At 61.9% G+C, this 11,693-nt stretch carries 16 protein-coding genes; 8 read left to right on the top strand and 8 right to left on the bottom strand.

Features of this window, described 5'->3' with window-relative positions; all coding sequences use genetic code 11:
• Positions 1 to 49: 49 nt before the first annotated feature.
• Both KI241_RS08315 and KI241_RS08310 read left to right on the top strand, forming a co-directional pair.
• A complete protein-coding gene (locus tag KI241_RS08315) occupies positions 50 to 592 on the top strand; it encodes an exonuclease domain-containing protein (protein WP_042730761.1) in 543 nt (180 codons plus the stop codon).
• A gap of 93 nt (positions 593 to 685) precedes the next feature.
• Positions 686 to 970 (top strand): pyrimidine/purine nucleoside phosphorylase, encoded by a 285-nt coding sequence (locus tag KI241_RS08310; protein WP_042730760.1) that lies wholly within the window; start codon positions 686 to 688, stop codon positions 968 to 970.
• Between the two features lie 83 nt (positions 971 to 1,053).
• Here the strand turns inward: KI241_RS08310 and KI241_RS08305 are convergent, their stop codons facing one another.
• Positions 1,054 to 1,863, bottom strand: coding sequence for an MOSC domain-containing protein (locus tag KI241_RS08305; protein WP_042730759.1), 810 nt, complete (start codon positions 1,861 to 1,863; stop codon positions 1,054 to 1,056).
• Between the two features lie 72 nt (positions 1,864 to 1,935).
• Positions 1,936 to 2,859: a chemotaxis protein CheV gene (locus tag KI241_RS08300; protein ID WP_042730758.1), complete on the bottom strand. Its 924-nt coding sequence runs from the start codon at positions 2,857 to 2,859 to the stop codon at positions 1,936 to 1,938.
• Positions 2,860 to 3,338: 479 nt separating this feature from the next.
• On the opposite strand from KI241_RS08300, the gene KI241_RS08295 reads away from it, so the two are divergent.
• From KI241_RS08295 to KI241_RS08285, 3 genes are all read left to right on the top strand, one after another.
• On the top strand, positions 3,339 to 3,809 hold the full coding sequence (locus KI241_RS08295) for a hypothetical protein (RefSeq protein ID WP_042730757.1): 471 nt from the start codon (positions 3,339 to 3,341) through the stop codon (positions 3,807 to 3,809).
• Positions 3,810 to 4,005: 196 nt separating this feature from the next.
• Positions 4,006 to 4,899: a sensor histidine kinase gene (locus KI241_RS08290; RefSeq protein WP_042730756.1), complete on the top strand. Its 894-nt coding sequence runs from the start codon at positions 4,006 to 4,008 to the stop codon at positions 4,897 to 4,899.
• On the top strand, positions 4,896 to 5,555 hold the full coding sequence (locus KI241_RS08285) for a response regulator transcription factor (protein ID WP_042730755.1): 660 nt from the start codon (positions 4,896 to 4,898) through the stop codon (positions 5,553 to 5,555). Before KI241_RS08290 ends, KI241_RS08285 begins: the two co-directional genes overlap by 4 nt.
• Here the strand turns inward: KI241_RS08285 and yegS are convergent.
• Positions 5,539 to 6,456 carry a lipid kinase YegS gene (yegS, locus tag KI241_RS08280; protein ID WP_212803554.1) on the bottom strand — a complete coding sequence of 306 codons (918 nt, stop codon included), beginning with the start codon at positions 6,454 to 6,456 and terminating at the stop codon, positions 5,539 to 5,541. The genes KI241_RS08285 and yegS overlap by 17 nt on opposite strands.
• A 349-nt stretch (positions 6,457 to 6,805) precedes the next feature.
• On the opposite strand from yegS, the gene KI241_RS27745 reads away from it, so the two are divergent.
• Positions 6,806 to 7,114: a hypothetical protein gene (locus KI241_RS27745; RefSeq protein ID WP_244868264.1), complete on the top strand. Its 309-nt coding sequence runs from the start codon at positions 6,806 to 6,808 to the stop codon at positions 7,112 to 7,114.
• Positions 7,115 to 7,171: 57 nt separating this feature from the next.
• Here KI241_RS27745 and glp read toward each other — a convergent pair whose 3' ends face one another.
• Positions 7,172 to 8,398 (bottom strand): gephyrin-like molybdotransferase Glp, encoded by a 1,227-nt coding sequence (gene glp / locus KI241_RS08270; RefSeq protein WP_212803553.1) that lies wholly within the window; start codon positions 8,396 to 8,398, stop codon positions 7,172 to 7,174.
• Complete coding sequence (gene moaB, locus KI241_RS08265; RefSeq protein ID WP_042731691.1) at positions 8,382 to 8,921, bottom strand: molybdenum cofactor biosynthesis protein B; 540 nt, start codon at positions 8,919 to 8,921, stop codon at positions 8,382 to 8,384. The genes glp and moaB overlap by 17 nt, the downstream gene beginning before the upstream one ends.
• Before the next feature lie 78 nt (positions 8,922 to 8,999).
• Here moaB and mobA point away from each other — a divergent pair, with 78 nt between their 5' ends.
• Complete coding sequence (gene mobA / locus KI241_RS08260; protein ID WP_042731692.1) at positions 9,000 to 9,599, top strand: molybdenum cofactor guanylyltransferase MobA; 600 nt, start codon at positions 9,000 to 9,002, stop codon at positions 9,597 to 9,599.
• Between the two features lie 75 nt (positions 9,600 to 9,674).
• A complete protein-coding gene (locus tag KI241_RS08255; RefSeq protein ID WP_003183689.1) occupies positions 9,675 to 9,896 on the top strand; it encodes a YgdI/YgdR family lipoprotein in 222 nt (73 codons plus the stop codon).
• Between the two features lie 185 nt (positions 9,897 to 10,081).
• Here KI241_RS08255 and KI241_RS08250 read toward each other — a convergent pair whose 3' ends face one another.
• The 3 genes from KI241_RS08250 to KI241_RS08240 form a co-directional block, all read right to left on the bottom strand.
• Positions 10,082 to 10,969 carry a pseudouridine synthase gene (locus KI241_RS08250; protein WP_212803552.1) on the bottom strand — a complete coding sequence of 296 codons (888 nt, stop codon included), beginning with the start codon at positions 10,967 to 10,969 and terminating at the stop codon, positions 10,082 to 10,084.
• A gap of 72 nt (positions 10,970 to 11,041) precedes the next feature.
• Positions 11,042 to 11,362 (bottom strand): hypothetical protein, encoded by a 321-nt coding sequence (locus tag KI241_RS08245; protein WP_042731694.1) that lies wholly within the window; start codon positions 11,360 to 11,362, stop codon positions 11,042 to 11,044.
• A 52-nt stretch (positions 11,363 to 11,414) separates the two neighbouring features.
• Positions 11,415 to 11,693 (bottom strand): glutaredoxin family protein, encoded by a 279-nt coding sequence (locus KI241_RS08240; protein WP_047737489.1) that lies wholly within the window; start codon positions 11,691 to 11,693, stop codon positions 11,415 to 11,417.

Genomic DNA, 11,693 nt, shown 5'->3' with positions numbered 1-11,693 from the left:
GTTTGACTACGCTCAAAGCCATCAGCACGCCGATACCGGGAACCTTGCGATGCCTCACTGGCTGGTGATTGATCTGGAGGCCACCACCGATGAAGGTGGCTGGCCGGTAACCGAAATGGAAATTATCGAAATCGGCGCCACGCTGGTGAATCGTGACGGGCGTGAGGTCGATCATTTCCAGCGCTTCGTACGCCCCTTGAGACGTCCGCTGCTCACGTCCTTCTGTCGCGAACTGACCCACATCACCCAGGCCAACATCGACGGCGCCGCACCGCTGACCGAGGTCTGGCCGGCATTCGAACGCTGGTTGGCGCCGTATCATTCGAACCTCGAAGGCTGGGTCAGCTGGGGCGACTACGACCGCAAGCAACTGCTCCAGGAATGGCAGCACCAACACCTGCACAGCGTGCTGGGCCAGTTGCCGCACATGAACCTCAAGCAGCGCTTCGCCAAGGCCCGTCGCCTGGAACGCCCCCTGGGCCTCAATGCCGCGTTGCAACTGGCGGGCCTGCAATTCTGCGGTCAACAGCACCGCGCGCTGGAGGATGCCCGCAACACCGCGCGGCTGTTGCCATTGGTACTGCCGGGTTGAGGGGCGAGCCCGAACCCGCTCGGCAGATGACGAACACCGACGCCTTGTGCATACTGGCCGGCCTTTTTCAGCCCCTTTTTCGAGGAATCGCCCATGTTTAAAGTCAACGAGTACTTCGACGGCACCGTCAAGTCGATCGCTTTTGGCACTGCCGAAGGCCCTGCGACCATCGGCGTCATGGCACCGGGCGAATACGAATTCGGCACGGCCCAGCGGGAAATCATGCACGTCGTTTCCGGCGCCCTGACCGTAAAACTGCCAGGCAGCAGCGACTGGGAAACCTTCGCGGCGGGCAGCCAGTTCAACGTACCGGCCGACAGCAAGTTCCAGCTCAAAGTGGCCGTCGACACCGCTTACCTGTGTGAATACCGCGGCTGACCGTCAAGCAGCCACAGAGTGTCGGTATGAGAAACAAAAATGCCCGTGTCCAATGACACGGGCATTTTTTTCAAGCGCAATACTTACTCAAGCACCTCAACCGGCATGCCGACTTCCAGCCGGCCATTGCCGTCATTGACCAGGTTCTGGCCAAACATCGCGCCGTCAGGGGTCGAGCGGTATTGCTGCAAGGTCGCGAAAGGTTCGCGGTTGGGGTCGCGATCACCGGTTTGCGGATCGACCGTGGTCATGATGCAACGCGAACATGGCTTGACCAGCCGGAACTCCACGTCGCCGATACGAATGCGCTTCCAGCCATCCTCGGCAAACGCCTCGCTGCCCTCGACCACCAGGTTGGGGCGAAAGCGCAGCATTTCCAATGGACGCCCGACCCGATTGGACAGGTCCTGCAATGAGGCCTGGCCGATGAGCAGCAGCGGAAAACCGTCGGCAAACGCGACCTTGTCGTCATCCTTGCCATAACCGGCGGCAGTGGTGCGCGCCAGTTCCACCGGCACATGCACCAACCGCGTGGGGTTGCCAATGAACGCACTGACCCAGGCGGCCGCCTCGTCGCCGGCGTCCGGTACCCGCAAGGTGTCGCGCCAGATGATCACCCCGCGCAGTGACGCCTCGACCGTGGACGGCAGCGCCACGTCGAGGGTGCCATGGCCCGGTGCGCTGAGCGTCAGCCCACCGGCCTCATTCCACAAGGCCGAGAGCTGGCTCATCTTCGCCACGGCCCGCTGGGTCAGGAAACGCCCCGTGCCTTCGTCCACCAGCATCCAGCGCCGGTCACCGTCCAGCCCGAGCTTGTCCAGACCAATCCCTTGCAGGGACTGGCCCTTGCCGGACTTCAACGGATAACGGTACAGCGCGCTCAGCCGCAACATGGTCAACTTCCCTGGGGGCGAAAAAGTGCCACCTTATACGAGCCGACCGTTGAAGCAAACCACCCAGCGACCTCAGTCAAGCGACAGGCGTTGGCGTACCACATCCACCAGTTTGTCCGGCTGGAATTTGGAGAGAAAATTGTCGCAACCCACCTTCTTGACCATCGAGTCGTTGAAGCTGCCGGACAGCGAGGTGTGCAGCACCACGTAGAGCCCACGCAACCGCGGATCGTTGCGGATCTCGGTGGTCAGGCGGTAGCCGTCCATTTCCGGCATTTCGGCGTCGGTGAAGATCATCAGCAACTTGTCGGTCATCACCTCGCCAGTATCGGCCCAGGCCTTGAGCATGTTCAGGGCTTTCAAGCCATCGCTGGCGATGTGCATCTTCACCCCCAACTGACCCAGGGTGTCGCGCAACTGCGACAGCGCGACATTGGAGTCGTCCACCAGCAGCACTTCGCGGCCACGGGCACGCTCCAGCACCGGGTCTTCGAGTTTGTCCCGGGAGACCTTGGCGTTGTACGGCACGATTTCGGCCAGGACCTTTTCCACGTCGATGATTTCCACCAACTGATCGTCCACCTTGCTGATGGCCGTCAGGTAGTGCTCGCGTCCCGCGCTGCCCGGAGGTGGCAGGATCGCTTCCCAGTTCATGTTGACGATGCGGTCGACGCCGCCTACCAGGAACGCCTGGACCGAACGGTTGTACTCGGTAACGATGATGGTGCTGTTGGCACCCGGCACCAGCGGCCGCATGCCGATGGCCTGGGACAGGTCGATCACCGGCAGCGTCTGGCCCCGCAGATTGACCACGCCACAGACGAAGGGATGGCGCTGGGGCATCAGCGTCAGCTTCGGCAGTTGCAACACTTCCTGGACCTTGAACACGTTAATGGCGAACAGTTGCCGGCCCGCCAGGCGAAACATGAGAATTTCCAGGCGATTCTCACCCACCAGTTGGGTTCGTTGATCTACTGTGTCGAGAATGCCGGCCATCGATGACTCCTGGGCTTGTTCGGATGAATCCAATGAAAGGGATATCGGCTGGGTACGCCGGATCTTGACCCCTGATAAAATACAAGCGCGGGGCATTGATGTCACATTAACATCATGCTTTACTGGCGCAGCATTTTCATCCGCTATTTTCCCCGCTGCGCGACCTCGGTTTGCGCATTAGGTTCCGCTGCCTAAGGGATTCCCCTAGGCACAATCAGGTCCAACCTGATATTCCCGCTATCCAATAGCCATTAATGTGACGCCATTCTCATTGCTGAACGGAGTCAGGCTTCTGTGCGCGACCCCAGGACATCGGATTCCGGCCTTGTAGCCGAGCCCACCCGTGCAATCGTTTGCGGGTTCGTCGCCGTTGATCGGCCCGGACCTCATGCCGCGCGCGTGTCCGTCGTCGACCTTGAGATCCAGCCGTTCGCTGTACACGGTTTTCTTTCGCCTGACATGATGTTGTGGAGATAAGCATGCCGAATGATCGCAGGAACTGGAATGAGCGCCTGCCCGAACTCCTGGTCGAGGCCGAGACGCTGTTGGCCAAGTCGGAAGAGTGCCTGAGCCATTTGCAATTGATCAGCAATGACAGGGATGCGATCGACTGCATGCTCAGTACCTTGCTGAAACTGGCAGGCAAGGCCAATGCCCTCGCCCTGGAAGCCCTTTCGGAATTCTCGCTGCACATCCATGGCCTGCTCAGCCATGCGCAGAACCACATGGAACTGCATGACCAGGCCCTGTGCGCCTTGAAGGACTGCTTCACCCTGATGGCCTGGCAACTGGAACTGGTCGACCACACCACCGGCACGCTGGGCCTGGATCGCAGCGAACAGACCTCGCTGATCGAAGCCTTTGCCTTCCAGGTTGGCCAGAGCCCCTGCGAGGCGCTGGCTGCCTCGCGCCCACTGGCCTTGGTGCATTACGCCCAGAAACAAGCCTGACTTCGATGCCGACGGCGCGATGCCGAGCGCGACCAACGTTGCGCGAAGTGGTAGTATCTCTCACGTCAGTCGCTTCACGACCGCGCCGTCATGGCCGCCAACCGAAGCGGCCCTCGACCTGAAACGTTTACCCAACCCGGCCTGTCAGATGCGCTGACCGGCCAGCCCGCAGCGAACATCATTGGCTCCATCCGCTATGTACGCCAGCCTCAAGTCATTCATCACCTGGCCTCCCTCCCGAGAAAATGCCCGCCGCTTCACATTGTTGTTGTGCGTCTGCTCTGCCTTGGGCTGCCTGCTGACCTACCTGTTCGCCCATACATTGCCGCTGAGCGTGGTGGTGCTGAACCTGGTGGCCGTGGCCTGTGTCTGGATCGGCCATCGACTGTCGCGCAAATCCATCAAGCTGCAGCCCCAGGAACTGGCCGACCGCTTGCTTGAAGTCCAGGAAAACGAACGCCATCGACTCAGCCGCGAATTGCACGACGACATCGGCCAACTGCTGACCGCCGCGAAACTGCAAAGCGAATGGCTCAAGCAGCGGATTCCGGAAGAGTTGCAGGGCCAGTGCGCCATCCTCTGCGACACCCTCAGCGAGACCCTCGACAAGGTCCGCGACGTGTCAGCGATCCTCAACCCCAGGCAGTTGGCCAGCCTGGGACTGGAAGCCAGCCTGCGGGCGCACCTGCTCAAGACGCTGGCCAATGCGCCGGTGAAATGGAGCCTCGATTGCCAACAGCGCATGACCGGCATTCCCGAAGAAATGTCGGTCGCCGTGTTCCGGATCACCCAGGAAGCGGTCACCAACATCCTGCGCCATTCCCGCGCGACCAACCTGCTGGTGCGCCTACAACGCCTACCGGATGGCCTCACCCTGCTGATCAGCGACGATGGCCAGGGGTTCGCCCCGGCCACCCACCCTGGCCGCGAAGGCCAACGCGGCATGGCCGGCATGTCGGAGCGGGTCGAGCAACTGGGCGGCACGCTCGAGGTCACTAGCGAGGCCGGCAAAGGCACTCACATCGAAGCACGCTTCCCCTGGGCGCCCCGCGCCCTGGAGCGGGCCAGCAAGAATAAGGTTCTCCATTGATCTGTAATTTGCTTCTGGTCGATGACCACTCCCTGATCAGGGCCGGCGTACGAGCCCTGGTCATGGATATCCCAGGCTACGCGGTCATCGGCGAAGCCAGCGACGGCAAGCAGTTGGTGGAGCTGGTGGAACGGCTCGAGCCCGACATCGTGTTGCTGGACATCTCCATGAAGGACACCGGCGGCCTGGAAGCCTTGCAGCAACTCAAGCGGGTGCGCCCCCACAGCAAGGTACTGATCCTGTCCATGCACACGGATCCGGCGCTGATCATGCAGGCGCTGGAATGCGGCGCCCACGGCTACCTGCTCAAGGACACCACCGTCAATGAGCTGAAACATGCCCTGGAAGCGCTGCGCAAGAACGAGCGTTACCTGAGCCCGGCCATTGCCCATACCGTGATCAACCAGGCGCTGACCCGCGTCCAGAAACGTCAGCCCGAACCTGCCCAGACCCATAACCTGACCGCGCGCCAGCTGGAAATACTGCGGCTGATCGTGCGCGGCAAGTCCACCCGGGAAATCGCCAACGGCCTGAGCCTGAGCATCAAGACCGTGGAAACCCACCGGGCGCAGATCATGAAACGCCTACAGATCCATGACGTCGCCGGCCTGGTGTTGTTCGCGGTACGCGAGCAGATCATCAGCCTGGACGATTGAGCGCCGCCGAGCCTCCCAACAGCGGCGAATCGGTCGGCAGGTGCACGCGCAGCGCCTTCGGGCGCACCGTGAAACGCAGCGTGTCGACCTGCAATGGCTCACCGTCCAGGTTCATGTCCAGGCCCTGGGCGACCTTGATCTCCACCCAGGGCAAGCGGGCGCGCACGAACATGTTGTCGATGCCCAGCCCGCCCGCCAGCAAGTCCTTCAACGTGCCGACCACCTCCTGGGGCGCCGGCAAAATGCTGACATCCAGCAGCCCATCGTCCGCCAACGCCTCGGGGCACAGTACATGCCCTCCTCCCGCTTGCCGGCCGTTGCCGATGCCGAGCGCCAACAGATCCCCCGCCCAATGGAAATCAGGCCCCTGCAGCTCGCCATAGGCGGCGCTCAGCTCACTGAATCGCGATAGGCCGGTGAACAGGTAGGCGGCGCCTCCAAGGACCTTCTTGAGGTCTTCGGACGTGTTGGCGGTAACCTGGCTGCCGAAGCCGCCCGTGGCCATGTTCAGGAACATCCGCCCGCCGACCTCGCCCAGGTCAACGGGCTGGGCGGCCACGTCCAGCAAGTCCAGGGCCTGTTCCGGTTCCAGCGGCACACCGGCGGCGCGGGCAAAGTCATTGGCGGTGCCCAGCGGCATCAGCACCAGGCTGGCATCGCCGGGATTGAGGGCCATCGCCTCGGCGATATCGCGCAAGGTTCCATCACCGCCGCCGGCAATCAATTGCTCGTAGCCCGCCGCCAGGGCTTCCTCGACGCATCGTCGGGCATCCCCGGCCTCCCAGGTCAACCGCACCGCCAGGTCCCACCCCTGCTCGCGCTTGAGCATCACGGCCGCGCGAACCTCTTCGTTGAGCGCTTGCTTGCCATGCAAAATCAACAGCGCCTTGCCCTTGCTCATCGTCGTCTCCGTCATTGGAAGGTTCAGCAAATGGGACCACTCATTGCGCCGAAAAAGCCCGGCCTGGCTCAATTTAATGGAAAAATCGCAAACGACTGCCCAAGCGAACCCCATGCGCAGGGGTGGCCCGACCGATACTTCTGCATTCGAAGAGTTTTCTTACAAGACCCGGCGAATCAGCTCAATTGACCCTCCAGCGCTATTGAGACAACTTGGCATTCTGTTTTGCCAGACCGGTAAAACGCTCATCACCACACAAGGAAGTGCCAGACCATGAATAGATACGTCACGGCCCGTCGGGGCCGGATCAAGGGTTCTGAACGTAATGGCCAAGGGGATGAACCGTCCCATGCATAGCCGTGAATACAAGCTGTCGCCCCCACAGCTCGCGTCTTTTGGGAGCGGACGGGCCGCCCCTCAAAACGATTGCAAGCATTGCAGTCATCCCGCTGGAGGAGTTGATTTGGAACCGCGCGTCGTTGAACTGGAAACCCACCTCAAGTACATCCGCAAAGACATGGATGAGATTCGCACCGACGTCAGGGTGATCCGCCACAGGCTGGCCTACTCGGCTGGCGCGGCGGCGGTGGTCCTCGGTCTGTTGGGCTGGGTGGCCAACAGTCGCTTCGACCAACTGGTGGCACTGCTCACGGGATAATGGCCATGCAAGCGAGGGCCCGGGTATCCGTCCCGGGCCCCACGACACTGCACGGCGCTAGCCCAGGACTTCGCTCAGGGGGATGAAACCCACTTCGTCGCCTTCGACCAGGGTCTGCCCTTCCAGCACCTCGACCAGCCCTTCGGCCCAGGCCGCGCTGCGCAGGACACCGGAGCTCTGGTTGCGATAGATGATCGCGCGACCATTCTCCATTCGGCCTCGCAAGTACTCCCGTCGGCTGCCCGCCTTCGGCCAGGCGAAACCGGCCGGCACCTTGAACTTGAGCGGCATCACCGACTCGACACCCTGGCGCCTGAGCAGATAAGGCCGTGCCAACAGCGCGAACGTCACCAGAGTCGAAGCCGGGTTCCCAGGCAGGCCGATCACCGGCACGCCACGGTAGTGCCCGAACGTGAGCGGTTTCCCAGGCTTGATGGCAAGCTTCCAAAGCGCCAGCTCACCGTCCTCGCGCAAGGCAATGCCCAGGAAGTCCGCCTCTCCCACCGATACGCCACCGGTGGACAGGATCAGGTCGACATCCGACAACTGCGCCAGGCGTTCACGGGTGGTCGGCAAGTCGTCGGGCAGGATACCCGCGTCGACCACCTCACAGCCCAGACCTCGCAGCCAGCCACACAGCAGCACGCGGTTACTGTTGTAGATCTGGCCCGGCCCCAGTGGCTCGCCCGGCTCGACCAGCTCGTCGCCGGTTGACAGGACAGCCACACGGACCTTGCGCACCACCTCCAGCGATGCGCACCCCAGGGATGCCGCCAACCCCAGTTCGACCGGCCCCAGGCGCGTACCCGCCGCAAGGACCTGCTCACCGACGGTGGTTTCCTGCCCCTGAGGGCGGATGTTCTGGCCAATGACCATGGGTTCGGTGAAGCGAACGCGCTCGTCAGCTTCGACCACGGCATTTTCCTGCATCTCGACGCAATCCGCGCCAGCAGGAACAGGCGCCCCGGTGAAGATTCGCGCACAGGTTCCGGCCGCCAGCGGCGCCGGGGCCTGACCGGCAAAAACCCGCTGGCTGACCACCAACGGCTCGTCTTTGCAGTCCGCCAGCCGCAAGGCATAGCCGTCCATGGCGCTGTTGGGCCATGGCGGCAAATCAAGGGTCGACACCAGGTCCTGCGCGAGCACCCTTCCCTGTGCCGCAGCCAACGGCAATGTTTCGCGCTCGACGATCGGCGCGGCTGCCGCCATGTCGAGCAAGCGCTGCAACGCCACTTCGACAGCCATCAAGGCCCCGGCCTTGCCCGGTTTACCCACGGGATTCACACGGCGCCGCCTGTTTCAGATGAGGCACGAAATTACAGGGTCGGTGCCGTGCATCCAGTTGTTCAGCCAGGATCCCATCCCAACCGGTCCGCACCGCATTGGTGGAACCCGGCAGGCAACACACCAGCGTGCCATTGGCCAGGCCGGCCAGGGCCCGCGACTGGACGGTGGAGGTGCCGATGTCCGCCACGGAGATCTGCCGGAACAACTCGCCGAAGCCATCGACCTGCTTGTCCAGCAGGCACGTGACCGCTTCAGGGGTGCTGTCGCGCCCCGTGAACCCGGTGCCGCCGGTGATCAGCACCACCTGCACCACGTCCTCGGCGATCCAGGTCGCGACTTGCGCGCGGATCTTGTACAAATCATCTTTGAGCAGGACCCGCGCCGCCAGGTTGTGGCCGGCCGCCATCAGCCGATCGACAAAGACCTGCCCGGAGGTATCGGTTTCCAGGGTACGGGTATCACTGACTGTCAGCACCGCGATATTGAGCGGCACGAAAGGTACATCAGCCTTGGCTTTCATAGGCTCGTCCAGTTGTAGGGGAAACAGGCCGGTGTTATATCACAGCGCTTCATTTATTCGCCCGTGCGGAGACACAACATGACCAACACGCCCCTGCCCCCCTGCTCGATCCTGCTGCTGGCAGGCGGACGCGGCCAACGCATGGGCGGCCAGGACAAGGGCCTGCTGGAGTGGCAAGGCGAGCCATTGATTGCCCATCTCCACCGCCAGACCCGCGCGATAAGCGACGACCTGATCATTTCGTGCAACCGCAATCCGGCACGCTACGCGGTGTACGCCGACCAACTGGTGCATGACGACGAGGGTGACTTTCCCGGCCCGCTGGCAGGCATCCGCGCCGGCCTCAAGGTGGCCCGACACGCACAGTTGCTGGTGCTGCCGTGTGATGTGCCGCAAATCGATGCCGGCCTGCTCGACAGCATGCGCCGGGCGGCCAGCCAGCACCCAGACAAACCGCTGATGGTGCGGCACGGCGAGCATTGGGAACCGCTGCTGTGCGTCATCCCACTGACATTGGCCGACACCTTCGAGAAGGCCTGGCACGACGGCGAACGCAGCCCCGGCCGGATCATGCGCACGCTGCACGCCGTTGCCTTGCAATGCCCCGCCGACGACCCGCGACTGGCCAACCTGAACACGCCGGAATTACTGACCCGTTACAAAGGCGTGTCAGATTGACACTAGCCAGGAACTTGCGCGCGTTGTATACGTCTGAGGGTTAGTAACTTGAAGAATCCATTTCGGAGAAACACCATGACTCAACGGACCCTCGCCACTTTCATGCTTGCTCTGGGCCTCGCCACCCTCGCCGGTTGCGCCTCGCCAACAGTGATCACCTTGAATGACGGTCGCGAAATCCAGGCCGTCGACACACCCAAGTACGACGAAGAAAGCGGCTTCTATGAATTCGAGCAACTGGATGGCAAGCAAACCCGCGTGAACAAGGATCAGGTTCGTACCGTCAAGGATCTGTAATCTTCGACGCTGGCGTCTGCTGTGAAATAGCGGCGCATTGCTGTTGACCAAAAAAACCGGCGCCTGCCTTTTTTCAAAGGCAAGCGCCGTTTTTTTTTATGGGACCGTTCTAGAGAAAGCAGCCGTGGTGAACGGAAAAGTTTCGATCAGGGCAACTTAGCCTGTGACCAGAGCCCCGCCTCAGCTCACCACTGCAACGTAATACGGCTCTCGAACACCCGCTCCTGACCACTCAGCGGGTCGTTAAAACGCAGCCCCTGCGCCAGCAGCTTGAGCGGGTTGGCGTAATCGTCCTCCACATCCCGCAGCACGTCGGGGTAGAAGGGATCGTTGCAGATACCCGCCCCAAGGGCATTCATGTGCACCCGCAACTGGTGCTTCTTGCCCGTGACCGGAGACAGGCCATAGCGCCACAGCTCGCCGTTTCGCTCCAGGACTTCGATGGCCGTTTCAGTATTCGGCTCGCCCGGCCCCTCACACATCCGAAAGAACGGCTCGCCATCGATCATTCGGCTTTTATGCACGCGGGGAAAGCTCAACCCAGGCAGCGCCGGGGCAATGGCCTGGTAGTGCTTTTCGATCTGCCGGGTGGGGAACAACGCTTGATACGCCGAACGACTGTCGGGGTTGGCGGAAAACAGCACCAGGCCGGCAGTGTGTCGATCGATTCGGTGCAACGGCACCAGGTGGGGATTGTCCAGGCTTCGGATCAGCCGCCGCAACAAGGTTTGCTCGACATATTCGCCCGCCGGCGTGACCGGCAGGAAATGTGGTTTGTCTGCCACCACCAGGTGTTCGTCGGCGTACAGGATCGACTCCACCACCGGGATCGGCTTCTCGTCGGGCACTTCACGGAAATAGTGGATGCGCAGGCCCTCACGGTACGGCAGGTCGGCACGGATCGCGTTGCCCTCCCCGTCCAGCACCCGCCCGCGAGCGATCCGGTCCAGCCATTGCTCGCGGCTGATGGCCTTGAAATGTTCGCACAGGCACTCCAGCACCGTCGGCCAGGAGCCCGGGGGCAGGTACAACGTGCTGGCCTGATGGTGTGCAGCGGAAAATGATGAAACCATGGAAAACTCTTGAGCCTTTTCGCAGGGCGGTATTATCCACCAGTCGCGCCAGCCCGCCCAACAATGATTGCTTCAGGCCGGGACCGACGCCGGTTTGGCTGCCGCCTCGGTGAACTCCTTCAACCAGCGCAACACCTCCACCGCCTCCCAGCGACCAGGGTCGTACAATGCGTACAGCAAGCCCTGGTAACCCACTACATCCAGTTGCTTGTGATAGCCGGCACGCTGGAACAACGCCTCGATCTCGGCGAAACAGGTGTTGAAATGCAATTTATTGAAAGGTGTCTTGCCTTCGGTGACCAAGCCATCCAGGCGCAGTTCCAGGACCGCCTCGCGCACAACGTCCGCGGACATCCTGTTTACGCTGCTTTTCAGTTGTTCGACATTGACCAAGGGAACGCACTCCAGATAGCTGTATGGACATACAGTAACCGAAGAATACAGCTTACGCCAATGACCGCGGGCGAATGGAAGGTGCGAACGGTTCAAGCAGGAACGCGGCCACCCGGTCGGGATCATCGAAAGGCCAGTCCAGCTCCGCGCCGGTATCGGTTCGCCGCAGGACCGGGATCCGCAGTCCATAGGCCTCGGTCAGCATCTCGCTCTCGGCGATGTCCACCAGTTCCACCAGCAATCCATGCTCGACGAAAGGCATCAACACACCCTCGGCAACTTCACACAAGTGACAACCCAGGGTGCCGAGCAGCTGGCATTCAGGAGACAT

Source organism: Pseudomonas sp. Cab53, from assembly GCF_018325965.1.
Lineage (GTDB): Bacteria > Pseudomonadota > Gammaproteobacteria > Pseudomonadales > Pseudomonadaceae > Aquipseudomonas > Aquipseudomonas chlororaphis_E.
The sequence above is the reverse complement of the archived record's forward strand: the minus strand, read 5'-3'. Positions and strand labels throughout refer to the sequence as shown.

Excerpts from the sequence above, each read along its gene's own strand:
- KI241_RS08315 (WP_042730761.1), top strand. The coding sequence starts at position 50 with ATGCCTCACTGGCTGGTGATTGATCTGGAGGCCACCACCGATGAAGGT.
- KI241_RS08310 (WP_042730760.1), top strand. The coding sequence starts at position 686 with ATGTTTAAAGTCAACGAGTACTTCGACGGCACCGTCAAGTCGATCGCT.
- KI241_RS08305 (WP_042730759.1), bottom strand. The coding sequence starts at position 1,863 with ATGTTGCGGCTGAGCGCGCTGTACCGTTATCCGTTGAAGTCCGGCAAG.
- KI241_RS08300 (WP_042730758.1), bottom strand. The coding sequence starts at position 2,859 with ATGGCCGGCATTCTCGACACAGTAGATCAACGAACCCAACTGGTGGGT.
- KI241_RS08295 (WP_042730757.1), top strand. The coding sequence starts at position 3,339 with ATGCCGAATGATCGCAGGAACTGGAATGAGCGCCTGCCCGAACTCCTG.
- KI241_RS08290 (WP_042730756.1), top strand. The coding sequence starts at position 4,006 with ATGTACGCCAGCCTCAAGTCATTCATCACCTGGCCTCCCTCCCGAGAA.
- yegS (WP_212803554.1), bottom strand. The coding sequence starts at position 6,456 with ATGAGCAAGGGCAAGGCGCTGTTGATTTTGCATGGCAAGCAAGCGCTC.
- KI241_RS27745 (WP_244868264.1), top strand. The coding sequence starts at position 6,806 with ATGCATAGCCGTGAATACAAGCTGTCGCCCCCACAGCTCGCGTCTTTT.
- moaB (WP_042731691.1), bottom strand. The coding sequence starts at position 8,921 with ATGAAAGCCAAGGCTGATGTACCTTTCGTGCCGCTCAATATCGCGGTG.
- mobA (WP_042731692.1), top strand. The coding sequence starts at position 9,000 with ATGACCAACACGCCCCTGCCCCCCTGCTCGATCCTGCTGCTGGCAGGC.
- KI241_RS08255 (WP_003183689.1), top strand. The coding sequence starts at position 9,675 with ATGACTCAACGGACCCTCGCCACTTTCATGCTTGCTCTGGGCCTCGCC.
- KI241_RS08250 (WP_212803552.1), bottom strand. The coding sequence starts at position 10,969 with ATGGTTTCATCATTTTCCGCTGCACACCATCAGGCCAGCACGTTGTAC.
- KI241_RS08240 (WP_047737489.1), bottom strand. The coding sequence starts at position 11,693 with ATGTCTCCTGAATGCCAGCTGCTCGGCACCCTGGGTTGTCACTTGTGT.